We start from the raw sequence: 12,217 nt of genomic DNA on the forward strand, positions 1-12,217 counted from the left end.
GGGCGCCCCGAAGGGGCGCGGGGAACGGCGCGATAAGCCAGGACGTGCCCGCAGTCTGCGGACATCGGACAGGGGCACCCCGTTCCCAGCGGGGGACCGGGACCTCCGACCCTCATGTCGTTTTTCCGCCAGTCCTTCGCATGGTCGGCGGTGAGACTGGAGGGGAACGGAGAGGGGACGCGCCATGCACCGCACGCACACCGTTATCGACAGCCCTGTCGGACCGCTGACGCTGGTCGCCGACGGCGGGACGTTGACTGCCGTCTATATGGAGCAGCAGCGGCACCGGCCGGCGGAGGAGACGTTCGGGGAACGGGATCCGAGCCCGCTCGTCTTCGGGCAGGTGGCTGAGCAGCTCGGTGAATACTTCGCGGGGGAACGTACCGAATTCACGCTCCCCCTCGCACCGCGGGGTACCGCCTTTCAGCGCACCGTATGGGATGCGCTGTGCGACATCCCGTACGGCGAGACGCTCTCCTACGGGCAGCTCGCCGAGCGGATCGGGCGGCCGGGGGCCGCGCGGGCGGTCGGGCTGGCCAACGGGCGGAACCCGATCAGCATCGTCGTCCCCTGCCATCGGGTCATCGGGTCCACCGGGCAGCTGACCGGGTACGGCGGCGGTATCGAACGCAAGCGGCACCTGCTGGACTTCGAGCGTGGCGCTCTGGCACCGCTGGGAGGGAGTGGCGGGGCGACGCTGTGGTGAGGCGGTTTGGTTCCGGCCGTGGCGGCCACCCGTGAGGCGGACAGAGACCGCTTCACGGCAAGGAGGACACCATGCTCCGCGCCATCGCCGATGTGCTGCGTGCAATAGGCGGCGCCATCGCCACAGTCGTCACGCTGCCGTTCCGGGCGGTTGCCCGGCTGTTCACCGGGGCGTCCCGCTCGGCGCACTGAGCGCACGGTGAGCGGACCTCAGCCGCCGAAGGTCAGCAGGACCTTCGGCGGTCCGCTTCTGCCCTGTTCCAGCAGTGCGAAGGCCGCGCTCACCGACTCCGCGGAGTCGGCGGGCAAGACCTCGGCGACCAGCGGGCCCGCGTCCAGGGTGCCCCGCTCGAAGAGCGCCACCGTGCGGTCGTAGTGGGAGATGCCGTGCTGGATGCCGAGCACGTCCACGCCTTGGAGGGAGAGTTCGCCGGGCACGAAGGAGACGGGCTCCCTGGCGACTCCCACCAGCGCCACACGTCCGCCACGCTCGGCCATCGCGAGTGCCCCCGTGAAGGCCGAAGCCGCACCGGACGCCTCCACGACCAGCGAGTAGGCGTTCTGCGGCGCCTCGTCGGCGTGCAGGGCCGCATCGGCCCCGCACTGCAGTGCCAGGTCGAGTCCGGCCCTGTCGATGCCGATCGCGTGCACCTTGGCGGCGTGCCGGTGCGCGAACTGCACCGCGAGCAGGCCCATGGTGCCGGTGCCGATGACGGCCACCTGGTCGTCGAACCGCAGCCGCGCCCGCTCGAACGCCTCCACCACCGAGACGGCCGGTTCGATCAGCGCGCCCGCCGGCTCGGGCAGCCCCGGGGGCAGCGGGGTGAGGGCGTGTGTGGGCACCCGTACATAGCCGGCGGCGCCGCCCTGCAATCCGTACAGCCCGGTCTCGCGCAGCGCGGTGCACATCTGGGCGCGCCCCGCATGGCACTGGGCGCAGTGACCGCACGGCACCATCGTGCGGCCGACGACGAGTGAACCGACCGCCGGGGCGTCCGCCGGGGGCTCGTCGGCGTACGCGACCACCTCGCCGTACCACTCGTGGCCGAAGACGTGCGGGAAGGTGATACGGCCGTCCTGGAGGAACGCCGACGTGCCGTGCAGGATCTCCAGATCGGTGCCGCAGATCCCTACCTGCCGGGTGCGCACCAGGACGGTGCCCGGCTCCGGTTCGGGCACCGGGACGGTGGCCAGGTCGGTCTCGGAGATGCCGGTGATGCGGGCGGCACGCATCGTGCCACCGGGCCAGTTCCCCTTCAACGGGTGTCCTTTCGCGAGGGGCGCGGTGCGGGCGGTGCTGCGCTGCCTCCGCCTCCGGTCACCCCTGGATCATGGCACGGTGCGGGCGCGGCACCTCATGAGGGTGCACGGTCTCGGTGATACCGCGGGCCGCCAGTCGGGCGGGGTCCGCGGCGTGGGCGGCGCGGACGACGGCGGGGCGTACCCCCTCGGCGGCCAGCGCTGCCCACGCCTCGAAGAAGTCGCCGCCGGGTGCGCAGGCCGTGCGCTGCGGGTCCGGGCCGCCCCCTCCGCCGCTTTCCAGCACGAGGGCCGTCGTACGCCGCTGGGGCCGGTGCGCCCGCCCGCGCCACTCGGCCGCGATCCGGGCGAGCGCTTGTGCGGCGGGCTTGGGTGTGCGGTCGTTGGTGAGCAGCCCCAGGCCGTACTCCAGCTCGGGGAAGTCCGCCAGCGCGCGGTCCACGTCGTGCGAGCACCACCAGGTGATGCCCCACAACCGGGTGCAGTCCAGTGCGGCACGCGCGGTCGCCTCCAGGAACGCCCCCGCCCCGGACGCCGGAATGTGCGGGGCGGGTGCGCCCACCTCCTGGAGCCATACGGGCCGCTCCAGGTCCTCGGCCCACGCCTTGGACAGCTCGATCAGATACGCAGCGTGCTGCTCGGTCGCTGTGCCGGTGGCCCCGTGCCGCTGCGCCGTACCGTTGAACACCCACGAGTGGACGGCCGTCATGGCGCCCAGGTTCGCCGCGTGACCGGGCGTGAAGGGGTGCCCGGACAGATACCAGGTGGCGTCGTCGCCCGCGTGCAGCTGCGTACGGCCGGGCGCGCCCTCCTCGCACGCCGCGAGCATCCGCTTCAGCCACTCCTCCGCCTGGGGCGGGGTGACCCGGTGGGGGTCCGGGTGGGGGCTGTCCGCGAACTGGTTGATCTCGTTGCCGAGCGTCATGCCGAGGAAGTTCGGCCTGTCGCGCAGCGCTTCGGCGAGCGTCCCCAGATACTCCGCCTGTGCGTCCACCACCTCCGGGTCGGTGAACAGGTTGCGCCGGTGCCACGTCGTCACCCAGGACGGCAGGAAGTCGAAGCTGGACAGATGGCCCTGCAAGCCGTCCACGTTCACATCCAGCTCGCGCTCCCCCGCCGCGTCCACCAGTGCGACGAGTTGCTCCACGGCCTTCGGCCGGATCAACGCCCGGTTGGGCTGGAAGAGCGGCCAGAGCGGGAAGACCCGGATGTGGTCGAGCCCCAGCGCCGCCACCGAGTCCAGGTCGGCGCGCACCTCGTCCAGATCGAAGTCCAGCCAGTGATGGAACCAGCCCTTGCTGGGCGTGTAGTTGACACCGAACCGCACGGTCTTCCTTCCGTTGTTCCGGTGAGGGGGTACCCCCCCAGTGCGCAGGGTGGGCAAGCGCAGCCCCCGGTGCGGAGCCCGCACAGTGCGAGGGTTCACTCAATCGCGGCGCAGCGCCACAAAGTCGCGGGCATCCTTCGACCAGCTGTCCACCGGCGACCAGCCGGCGCCGCGGGCCACTCGGTGCAGGGCCGCAATGCCAAGTCGCGCCCAGGGGAACGGGGTTCCCGTGGTCCCGCGGGAGTTCTCCATCCATACCTGGAGCCGCTCGTCAACGTCCTCCCCCGCGACCTCCACCAGCAACAGGCCGCCGGAGCGCACCAGATGGGCGATGCGGCGCAGCAGCAGCGCGGGGTCGCCGCCGATACCGACGTTGCCGTCGACGAGGAGCGCGGTGTCCCAGGTGCCGGGCGGGGGCAGCGGGTCGAAAACGGAGCGGCGCAGGGCGCGCCCGCCGCGCAGTACGGTGCGGGAGACGGCGGCGGCATTGATGTCGATGCCGAGCGAGGGGTGTCCGTACTCGCCCAGCGCGGCCACGAGCCGGCCCGGCCCGCAGCCGATGTCGAGCACGGTGCCTTGGCAGCGGTCGAGGACGGTCATATCGGCCGCGTCGGCGACGGCGCACCAGCGCTCCACGTCGAGGGTGAGCGACCAGCCGTCGTGGGCGCGCAGATAGAGCGGGCCGCAGCCGAGGTCGAGCGCCTCGGTGTAGGGGTCCTCGGTCCAGGAGCCGCTGTCAGCGCCCGTCCGCCCTCTCACGTCGCCCCCACCCCTGGCGTGCCCTGGACGGCGGGCCCGGTCATCGCGTGGCCGGAGCCCAACAGCCGCCGCAGCCGGGCGTGTTCGGCGGCGAAGAGACTCTCGGGGGCCTCGGCGGCGACCGTGTCCGCGTCGGCCGGCTCGTCCACGTCCCGCAGTTGCGGCAGGTCGCATACGCGCAGCCCGGCGTCGAGGAGCCGGGCACGCTGCACCGCGCCGGTGGTGGCGGTGGACATGGGGACGCCGCGCAGCAGTGCGGGATCGGGTGCGGCCAGGCCCAGCGCCCAGAAACCGCCGTCGGCGGCGGGGCCGAAGCAGGCGTCGTGGTGCTGCCAGGCGTCCGGCCGGGTCGCGGGCGCGAGTAACGCGGGAGTGAGTTGCGGGGTATCCATGCCGACGAGCAGCGCCGGCCCTTCGCACAGTCCGAACGCCGCGGCCAGCCGCTCGTCCAGACCACCGTCCGCCTGCGGCACGATCTCGAAGCGGTCGCCGCCCTCTTCGGGAGCTGGGAGCCAGGGCCCGGGGCTGCCGTCCAGCACCAGGATGCGGCGGCGCGCGGGCGTTGCCAGTACGGCGCCCAGGGTGTCGGTGAGCGCGGCGGCGGCGAGCGCGGCGGCCCCGTGCGGGGTGAAGGCGGGCGCGAGTCGGGTCTTGGCGCGGCCCGCGCGGGGCTCCTTGGCTATGACGAGCAGCGTGGTGGGCTCCGGCACCGGCATCACGCGTCCTCGGTCGTGGGGTGGGGGGCGGTCACGGTGAAGTGGTGGGCTGTCACGTCAGAAGCTCTCGGGCAGCCAGGGCGCGGGGCCCGCGGCGAGCGCGTCCAGCAGGGCGAGATCGCGTCCGTCGCCCTCTGCCATGCCCAGCCGCGCAGCCTGACGCAGCGGCAGACCACCCGCGTACCAGGCGGCCAGCGTCGCGGAGGGCAGCCGCACGGTGCGGGCCGAGGGGTGGCTGCCGCGCTGGGCGTGCATCAGGCCCTCCTCGAAGGTGAGCGCGTACGGGGCACTCTTGCCCTCCGGAGAGACGACTTCGAGCCCGACGCCTCCGCGCGGCTGCGGATCCCAGCCGCGGGCCTCCAGTGCGCGGCTTACGTCGAGCAGCCGCAGCACCCACGGGTACCAGCCGTCCTCGCGGACCGCGTACTGGTCCAGCGCCCACTGGAGGGCGCTGGGGCGGGGCAGTACGGAGCGGCGGAAACGGATCTCGCGCACCTGGGGCGAGCGGGCGCTGACGGCTGCAAGCAGCGCGGGCAGCGCGTCGAGCCCGTCGTGCCAGAAGTCGTGGACGACGGCGGCCACGCCCCAGGGCTGGTGCGGCTCGACGGTGACGGTCGCATATCCGGCCAGGTCTCCCGGCTCTGCCCCGTCCGGGGCTCCCTCGCGGCGGACGCCGAGGGTCAACGTTCCCTGAGTGACGCGCTGTTTCCAGCCTTGCCACCAGGCGGGCCTGTGCAAGGGCCCGTTCCAGCCGGGAGCGAGGCGCCGCCGCAGCCGGGCGCAGGCCACCTCGTCCGGCAGGACCGTCTCGAAGTCGGGGGCCGAAGCGGGGAGTTCGGCCGGGTTCAGGGCGTAGCTGGAGGCGACCGCGGCGGCCTCCCAGCCCCACCGCCGGTACATTCCGGGCGCCGGGGTCCAGGCGCAGGCCACCGCCGCACCGTGCTCATGGCACAGCCGGTCGGTGCCCTCCTCGGTGAGGCGGCGGGCGAGTCCGGCGCCCCGTTTCCAGGGTGCGACGGCGAGCCAGGCCACACCGCCGGAGGGCACCGCGCGACCGCCGAAGTGCTGGGCGAACGGCAGGAACAGCCCGCCGCCCAGCACTTCCGCTCCGCGGACGGCCACCGCCGTGACGCCGTGGGTGCGCAGGGTGGCGTGGTCGTAGGGCACCTTGCCGAAGGCGTGCCGGGTCTGGGCGAGGTAGCCCTGGAACTCGGCGTCGTCGGCGGCCGTGCGGACGCGGGTCTCCATCAGTCGGCCGTCCCTCTCGCCCAGGGGCCCGCTGTCTGACTCATCTGCTGCCGCCCTCAGCTCGCCCGACCGGTGAAGTAGCCGGCGACCGCGTCGCACACCTGGTTGATCTCCTGCGCTTCGAGGTCGGGCCGGATGGGCAGGCAGAGGGTCTGCCGGGACAGCTCCTCCGCGACCGGGCAGGAGTGGCGCTGTGCGGCAGGTCCGGCGAGCGCCGGCTGGTGCGGCAGCGGCACGGGATAGCGGACGACCGCGTCGATGCCGGAGGCGATCAGATGCTCCAGCAGCCCGTCGCGGGCCTGTTCGGTCTCGGTGCGCACCTGGAAGAGGTGGTAGACGTGCTCGCCGTCCTCGCCGGGCTGCTGGAAGCGCAGCGGGAGCCCGGCCAGCCGCTCGCGGTAGGTGGCGGCCACCTCGGCGCGGCGGGCGTTCCAGGAGTCGAGCCGGTCGAGCTTGTGCAGCAGGACGAGGGCCTGGAGGGTGTCGAGGCGCGAGTTGTAGCCGAGGATCTCGTGCTGGTTCTGCTGCGGCTGCCCGAAGTGCCGCAGCAGCCGGAGCCGTTCGGCCAGCTCGTCGTCCTGGACGCTGATCGCTCCGGCGTCCCCGGCAGCGGCCAGGTTCTTCGACGGCGCGAAGCTCCAGCAGCCGGCGGCGGAGGCGGTGCCGACGCGCACCCCGTGGCTGCGTGCGCCGATGGCCTGGGCGCAGTCCTCGACGAGGACGACACCGGCGTCGGCCGCAAGGCGCCGGGCGCGGGGCACGTCCGCCGCCTTGCCGAACATGTGGACGAGGATGACGGCGCGGGTGCGCTCGGTGAACGCGGCCGGAAGCTGGTCGAGGTCCATCAGGAAGTCGTCGTCGCGGCAGTCCACGTACACCGGGGTGGCGCCGCGCCGGGCGACGGCCTGCGCGGTGGCGTGGAAGGAGTTGGCGACGGTGACGACCTCGTCGCCCGGGCCGATCCCGAGCGCGTCGAGGGCGAGGATCAGCGCGTCCGTACCGGAGTTGACGCCGACGGTGTGCGCGGCGCCCAGGTAGCCGGCCAGCCGCTCCTCGAACTCGGCGACCTCCTGGCCCAGCACATAGCCGCCGCGCAGCAGCAGCTCCTCGATCCGGGCCAGCAGCTCCCGCTCGCCGCCCTCGAACTGGGCGGGGTAGCGGTACTTGGGAACACGGAAATCTCTGGAGCCGCCCATCAGCGCTCGCCGCGGTCGTCGTGCCCGTCGTGCTCGTCGTGCTCGTCGTGCTCGTCCGCGATTCGGCCGTCACCGCGCCCGTAGTCGTCCTCCAGCCGGACGTTGTCGGAGCCGTCGTCGTAGGTGGAGACCTCGACCAGCACGATGTCGGTGACGCCCTCGACCCGGTGCACCGCTCCGGGGTCCACATGCGCCAGCGTCCCGGCGGGCATCGGCAGCTGCAGCGTCTCCCCGTCACGGGTCTCGCGGTAGTGCATCACCGCCTCGCCCTCCAGGATGAAGTAGCTCTCCCGCTTGTGCTCGTGGTATTGGAGGGAGGTGCGGTGGCCCGCCTTGATGCGGATGAACTTGAAGCCGTACGGGCCGTCCGGCTCCTCCTCGTGCAGCCAGCGCTCCTGGCCCCACAGTTTGACGACCTTCTTGGTGTCGGCGAACTCGATGACCCGTACGCCGGGGGCCACTTCGCGCGCCGCGCGTGCCTCGTGGGCGCCGGTGCCGCCCTCGGGCTCGCTGATGGCGGTGAAGCCGGCTTCGGTCGCGGGGCTGCCCATGTGCGGTCCTTCCATGAGGGTGGTGGTGCGTCAGGGTGGCAGGAGGGTTCGGGGTCAGCGCGAGGAGATGTGCACGGGCGCCTGGACGCCGCGGTCGCGGACGACGGGGAAGAACACCTCGGGCGGCCAGGTGAGCAGGTGCCAGACGCTGCCGGCGACCGAGCGGTTGTACGGCCAGTCGGCGGGGTCGGTCATGCCCCAGCGCGAGAACGCGGTCAGCAGTACCGGGTCGGCCGGCACCCAGTCGCCGTCCAGCTCGAACTCCACCCAGTGGTGCAGCGTGGTGAACGGCGGAGCGACCAGCAGCCCGGCCCCGTGCCGGGCCCGGATGCCGCGCCGCTCGGCCTCCCGCAGAAGCAGCCGGGCGGGGATCAGGCAGTTGGCCAGCCGGGTCTCACGGGAGAAGCCCTCGTCCTCGATGACCCCGTCGGGCAGTACGTACAGCTCCCAGTCGGCGACGAGGGACAGCAGGTCGGAGCGGTCCTCGTCGAACACCAGGCTGTTGGACGGCAGCTGGGCCCGTACGGTGAACACCCCTGGGGAGGTTTCCCGCAGGCTGCCGGGCTCGCTGTAGCGGCTCAGCCCGGGGATGGTGGTGAACGCGCACTCCCCGGTGTGGCCCTGCTCGGCACAGTCGGCACGCAGCTCCAGCTCGTGGATGTGCTGCTCGCCCTTACGGGCCACCTCGTCCATGGACTGGGCCTTGCGGGTGAGGGCCTGGAAGTAGGGCGAGGGCAGGTTCAGATAGGTGCTGATGTTGTGCAGGTCGGTGCGCTCGAAGCGCCGCTGGTCCCCCTCGCCCCGGTGCGGCAGTCCATGGTCGAGGAGGGCTTCGAGCAGCGCAGGACCGATGGCCCAGGTCTGCTCGGCGAAGGCGGCGTCCTTGGCGAACGTACGGTGCTCGTCGGGGACCCGCAGGATGCGGTCGACGGCTTCCTGAAGCGTGCCGGGTGCGTAGACGTCGGGCACGGGGGCGCTCACCGTACCGCCTCGGCGGTACGCGCGGCGGCCCGCACGTCGGCCGGCTCCGCTGCCTGGCCCGCAGTCTGCGCCACGGCCCGCAGCGCGGACTCGATACGTTCGGCCACGGCGTCCCGCAGCACCGCATCAAGCGGTGGCCTGCCGCGTGCGGAGAGGGCGAGCGCGGCCTCCTCGCGGATGCGCAGGCCCGCGTCGCTGCGGAAGACATAGTGGCCGGCGATGACGGCGCGCTCGACGTCGGTCGCGGTGGTCGGGTCCAGCATCCACTTGCGCCACTTGCCGCTGTCGTAGGCGAGCCGCAGGAAGTTCTCCTTGGCGCGGGTCAGCGCCATCTCGTCCAGGACGCGCAGCAGAGCGCGGGTCTCGGCGACGCCGTACTCCGGTGCGACGTTGAACGCGTCCACGCCGGCCCGCAGCAGCAGCGCCGTCTCCTCGGTGGTGAGGTAGTCGCAGTTGTGCGCCTTGAGCTGGACGCCTTCCTGGTGACAGGTGGCGGCCAGGGTGGAGACCTGGCGCAGCGTCTCGTCGCGGGCCTGCGGCTCGTGGAAGCGGCCGACGTTGCGCAGTTCGGCGACCTTGGTGCCGGTCTGTGCGACGACGTAGCGCGGCCGCGGCGCGCCGGCCGCCTCGATGCCTTCGAGTACGAGCCGGAGGGCGGCCTTGAACTCGTCGGGGTCGTTGGTGGAGACGTCCTGCGGTTCGAAGCCGATCTCGTACGCGACCTCGGCACCGCGCGCTGTGGCCTCCGCGTGGCAGCGCGCGTACAGCTCCACCAGCCGTGCCGCGGCGGTCTGCGCGGGGACGGGACCGGTGCCGGGGCGGCCCTCGGAGGTGTCGATGTGCAGCAGTCCGAATCCGGCGTCGAGGTCGGCGGTGAAGGAGCGGACGCACGAGTCCAGCGCGTCGGTGGGCTCGGTGATGTCGGCCTCGGCGGTGTGCATCCAGGGGCCGCCGTGGTCCCGGCACAGAAGCAGCAGCCCGTCCGGGTCGCGCTCCTTGACGTAGTCGGCGAACTCCTGGGTGGTCCAGCCCAGATAGCCGCCGCCGAACTCGGCGGCGTCCACCTGGCGGCGGCTGGGGATGAGCATGAGCGGGGTGCGGGTGCGCCGCGCGACGGCGAGGGCCGCGTCGACGGTACAGCGTGAGACCGGGCCGATGCCGACCACAGGTTCCATGGGTGTCTTCCCCTGTTTCTCGAGGGTTTGAGCGCTCAACGCGGCTGCTGGGGCTGCTGGGAACGGCACTGCGTGAACTTGGTCAGGTCGCCGATCTCGGCGTCCGGCGGCCAGGTGCACCAGGGGAACGTCTCGTAGGCTCCGGCCCCCGCGCCCTCGGCGTCGTACCAGTCGGTGGCGCGTGCATGGTGCAGGTGGACCATGCGGTCGCGGTACCGGTCGAGCCCGCCGTGCAGATCGGCCCGCCAGGTGAAGTCGTTGTCGGCACCGCCCCAGCCGGCGGTGAACCGCTCGTCGTAGCCGCCGATCCGGGTGAAGAGGCTCTCGCGCAGCCATACGCAGGCCCCGGGAGTACGGCGCAGGAAGACCCCACGCAGCGCATCCCTGTCCGTGGCCGAGCGCCCTTCCAGGCAGCGTTCGGTGACGGCCTGGTGGCTGGAGGCGGCGTCGAGATACAGCATGTCCTCGAACGGCCAGTGCGCCTGGGTGCCCGGCACCCGGAACCGCTCGACGGCACGCTCCACGAAACCGCGGTCGACGAGGATGTCGGCTTCCAGTACGCAGATCAGCTCGGCGGGACGGGCGCCGTGCACCACGCCCGCGTTGATGGTCCACGAGTAGTTGAACGGGCCGTCGTTCTCCGCGAACAGGTAGGTGTCGCACCAGGGCGCGTACACGCTTTCCCAGCGCGGCCGGGAGTCGGCCTCCACCACGACGACGCGGTAGCGGTCCCGCGGATGGCTCTGGTCGTTGAGCGCCTGCAGCACCGCGGCCAGATTGCGGGTGCGGTCCCCCTCCTCACCGCGCTCCCGGAACGGGATCACCAGTGCCGCGTCAACCGGCCCGGTCGGCTTGGCCGGAGGCCGCGAGGTACGCAGGATCTCCCCCGCGTCCGGCGTGCCGAGCCCGGCGGGCCGCTCGGTGCCGTGCTGCATCCGCAGCCGGGAGCGGGTCTCCGCGTCCCAGGCGAGGGCCGCGAGGCGCTCGGTCTCCGGCTCGTCGGCAGCGTGGGTGAGCCGGTCGTCCAGCAGCGCCGTCAGCCGGCGGCAGGCCGTGATGTCGGCGGGGTCCTTGCCGACGGTCTCGGCCAGGGTGCCGATGCGTGCGTCGGGCAGCGCGAGCACCGCTTCGGTGACCGCCCGGTGGGCGTCGCGGGACCAGACCCAGAAGCCGGGAGCCGCCGACTGCGCGAACGGGTCGGCGACGAGGGCCACGCTGCTGACGGCGGCATCCGCGAGGGTTGCGGGGTCCTGGTGCCTCCAGCTCATCTGGGCGGTCCTCTCAACAGGTGCGGAATCCGTGTCCGGCGACCGAGCCGAACGTGTCGTTGCGGCGCACTTCCCTCCGCCGCAACGGCGACGAGCCACGGCGGCGGGAGTCCGGCGGGCCTTCGACGGCCGCGACCAGGACGCCTCGCTGATCCTGCACTCCGCTTCGGAACGCCGACAGCCCCGTACGACCGCCCACACTGAGCTGGGCGAACGGGGCTGACCGATCGGGTAGCCCTGGTGGTCAGGGCATTGAGAACCGCCTGGTCGGGCAGGGTCGACCGATGCCCTGCCCGGCCAAGGCATTCCGGTTCCGCTCCGCCGCCGACCCCCGTGGCGGGCGGTTCAGTCGATGAGGCCCAGCTTGATCGCGGTGACCACGGCCGCGGTGCGGTTGGCAGCACCCAGCTTCAGCAGCACGCTGCTCACCAGCCGTTTGACGCCGTGCTCGGAGATCCGCAGATGGCGGGCGATCTGCTTGTTGCTGAGCCCGGCCACGAGGTGGGCGAGCACTTCGTGCTCGCGCGCCGTCAGCCGCACCGTGCGGGCCGGCAGCAGATGCGCGGACTCGCCTGCCTGGCTGAGCAGTTGGCGGCCCAGGCGCAGCGGCATCGGCATCTCGTCCGCGGCGAGCTGCCGCAGCGCCCGGTCCAGGGCCGCCGCGGTCAGCTCCTCCCGCAGCAGATAGCCGTCGGCCGGCAGCCGGGCGAGCGCCGAGTCGGACTGCGCGTCGGCGGGATCGAGGAGGACGAGGGTACGGAGCCCCTGCTGGCTGTGGCGCAATCTGTTGACGGAGCCGGGGGCGCTGTTGGAGCTGGAGAGGATGAGCACATGGAACCTGTTGTCGGCCAACGCCCGCTCGAGTACCGCGAGGTGTGAGAACTGTTCGGCGCGCTCGACGGTCGCCAGGCCGGGCAGCATTGCCTGGAGCCCGAGGCGGAGGAGTTCGGCCTCGACGTAGACGGCGACGGCCAGCCGGGCCTCGGTGCGATCGCTGGTATCCGGCTTTTCCTGGATCTCGGTCATGCGGT

At 72.6% G+C, this 12,217-nt stretch carries 14 protein-coding genes; 3 read left to right on the top strand and 11 right to left on the bottom strand.

Features of this window, described 5'->3' with window-relative positions; translation table 11 throughout:
- The first annotated feature begins 184 nt into the window (after positions 1–184).
- Entirely contained in the window at positions 185–706 is a 522-nt protein-coding gene (locus tag ACTWP9_RS30070; RefSeq protein ID WP_443249464.1) for a methylated-DNA--[protein]-cysteine S-methyltransferase, read from the top strand.
- A 71-nt stretch (positions 707–777) separates the two neighbouring features.
- A complete protein-coding gene (locus ACTWP9_RS30075) occupies positions 778–897 on the top strand; it encodes an LPFR motif small protein (RefSeq protein WP_443249465.1) in 120 nt (39 codons plus the stop codon).
- Positions 898–915: 18 nt separating this feature from the next.
- Here the strand turns inward: ACTWP9_RS30075 and ACTWP9_RS30080 are convergent, their stop codons facing one another.
- The 10 genes from ACTWP9_RS30080 to ACTWP9_RS30125 all read right to left on the bottom strand — a co-directional run bounded on the left by ACTWP9_RS30080 (position 916) and on the right by ACTWP9_RS30125 (position 11,186).
- Positions 916–1,965, bottom strand: a complete 1,050-nt coding sequence (locus tag ACTWP9_RS30080) for a zinc-dependent alcohol dehydrogenase (protein WP_443249466.1) — start codon at positions 1,963–1,965, stop codon at positions 916–918.
- Between the two features lie 58 nt (positions 1,966–2,023).
- Positions 2,024–3,292: a glycoside hydrolase 5 family protein gene (locus ACTWP9_RS30085; RefSeq protein WP_443249467.1), complete on the bottom strand. Its 1,269-nt coding sequence runs from the start codon at positions 3,290–3,292 to the stop codon at positions 2,024–2,026.
- 99 nt (positions 3,293–3,391) lie between these two features.
- The gene (locus tag ACTWP9_RS30090) at positions 3,392–4,051 is read right to left on the bottom strand and encodes a class I SAM-dependent methyltransferase (protein WP_443249468.1); all 660 of its coding nucleotides are present in this window, start codon (positions 4,049–4,051) and stop codon (positions 3,392–3,394) included.
- On the bottom strand, positions 4,048–4,767 hold the full coding sequence (locus tag ACTWP9_RS30095) for a TIGR04282 family arsenosugar biosynthesis glycosyltransferase (RefSeq protein ID WP_443249469.1): 720 nt from the start codon (positions 4,765–4,767) through the stop codon (positions 4,048–4,050). The genes ACTWP9_RS30090 and ACTWP9_RS30095 overlap by 4 nt, the downstream gene beginning before the upstream one ends.
- Positions 4,768–4,824: 57 nt before the next feature.
- On the bottom strand, positions 4,825–6,015 hold the full coding sequence (locus tag ACTWP9_RS30100; RefSeq protein WP_443249470.1) for a GNAT family N-acetyltransferase: 1,191 nt from the start codon (positions 6,013–6,015) through the stop codon (positions 4,825–4,827).
- A 56-nt stretch (positions 6,016–6,071) separates the two neighbouring features.
- Complete coding sequence (locus ACTWP9_RS30105) at positions 6,072–7,211, bottom strand: DegT/DnrJ/EryC1/StrS family aminotransferase (protein WP_443249471.1); 1,140 nt, start codon at positions 7,209–7,211, stop codon at positions 6,072–6,074.
- Positions 7,211–7,762 (bottom strand): cupin domain-containing protein, encoded by a 552-nt coding sequence (locus ACTWP9_RS30110; RefSeq protein WP_443249472.1) that lies wholly within the window; start codon positions 7,760–7,762, stop codon positions 7,211–7,213. The genes ACTWP9_RS30105 and ACTWP9_RS30110 overlap by 1 nt, the downstream gene beginning before the upstream one ends.
- 54 nt (positions 7,763–7,816) lie before the next feature.
- Positions 7,817–8,743 carry a transglutaminase domain-containing protein gene (locus ACTWP9_RS30115; RefSeq protein WP_443249473.1) on the bottom strand — a complete coding sequence of 309 codons (927 nt, stop codon included), beginning with the start codon at positions 8,741–8,743 and terminating at the stop codon, positions 7,817–7,819.
- Positions 8,740–9,918 carry a class II D-tagatose-bisphosphate aldolase non-catalytic subunit gene (locus ACTWP9_RS30120; RefSeq protein WP_443249474.1) on the bottom strand — a complete coding sequence of 393 codons (1,179 nt, stop codon included), beginning with the start codon at positions 9,916–9,918 and terminating at the stop codon, positions 8,740–8,742. The genes ACTWP9_RS30115 and ACTWP9_RS30120 overlap by 4 nt, the downstream gene beginning before the upstream one ends.
- A gap of 35 nt (positions 9,919–9,953) precedes the next feature.
- The gene (locus ACTWP9_RS30125; RefSeq protein WP_443249475.1) at positions 9,954–11,186 is read right to left on the bottom strand and encodes a glycosyltransferase; all 1,233 of its coding nucleotides are present in this window, start codon (positions 11,184–11,186) and stop codon (positions 9,954–9,956) included.
- A gap of 31 nt (positions 11,187–11,217) precedes the next feature.
- Between ACTWP9_RS30125 and ACTWP9_RS30130 the strand changes: the two genes are divergently transcribed.
- Positions 11,218–11,409 (top strand): hypothetical protein, encoded by a 192-nt coding sequence (locus tag ACTWP9_RS30130; protein WP_443249476.1) that lies wholly within the window; start codon positions 11,218–11,220, stop codon positions 11,407–11,409.
- A 122-nt stretch (positions 11,410–11,531) separates the two neighbouring features.
- On the opposite strand, the gene ACTWP9_RS30135 is transcribed toward ACTWP9_RS30130, so the two are convergent.
- Positions 11,532–12,212 (bottom strand): LuxR C-terminal-related transcriptional regulator, encoded by a 681-nt coding sequence (locus ACTWP9_RS30135; protein WP_443249477.1) that lies wholly within the window; start codon positions 12,210–12,212, stop codon positions 11,532–11,534.
- Positions 12,213–12,217: the final 5 nt, after the last annotated feature.

Origin of the sequence: Streptomyces sp. 3N207, from assembly GCF_052246355.1 — a bacterium.
In the GTDB taxonomy this organism is placed as follows: domain Bacteria; phylum Actinomycetota; class Actinomycetes; order Streptomycetales; family Streptomycetaceae; genus Streptomyces.

Excerpts from the sequence above, each read along its gene's own strand:
- ACTWP9_RS30135 (WP_443249477.1), bottom strand. The coding sequence starts at position 12,212 with ATGACCGAGATCCAGGAAAAGCCGGATACCAGCGATCGCACCGAGGCC.
- ACTWP9_RS30120 (WP_443249474.1), bottom strand. The coding sequence starts at position 9,918 with ATGGAACCTGTGGTCGGCATCGGCCCGGTCTCACGCTGTACCGTCGAC.
- ACTWP9_RS30105 (WP_443249471.1), bottom strand. The coding sequence starts at position 7,211 with ATGGGCGGCTCCAGAGATTTCCGTGTTCCCAAGTACCGCTACCCCGCC.
- ACTWP9_RS30125 (WP_443249475.1), bottom strand. The coding sequence starts at position 11,186 with ATGAGCTGGAGGCACCAGGACCCCGCAACCCTCGCGGATGCCGCCGTC.
- ACTWP9_RS30095 (WP_443249469.1), bottom strand. The coding sequence starts at position 4,767 with ATGCCGGTGCCGGAGCCCACCACGCTGCTCGTCATAGCCAAGGAGCCC.
- ACTWP9_RS30110 (WP_443249472.1), bottom strand. The coding sequence starts at position 7,762 with ATGGGCAGCCCCGCGACCGAAGCCGGCTTCACCGCCATCAGCGAGCCC.
- ACTWP9_RS30100 (WP_443249470.1), bottom strand. The coding sequence starts at position 6,015 with ATGGAGACCCGCGTCCGCACGGCCGCCGACGACGCCGAGTTCCAGGGC.
- ACTWP9_RS30070 (WP_443249464.1), top strand. The coding sequence starts at position 185 with ATGCACCGCACGCACACCGTTATCGACAGCCCTGTCGGACCGCTGACG.
- ACTWP9_RS30075 (WP_443249465.1), top strand. The coding sequence starts at position 778 with ATGCTCCGCGCCATCGCCGATGTGCTGCGTGCAATAGGCGGCGCCATC.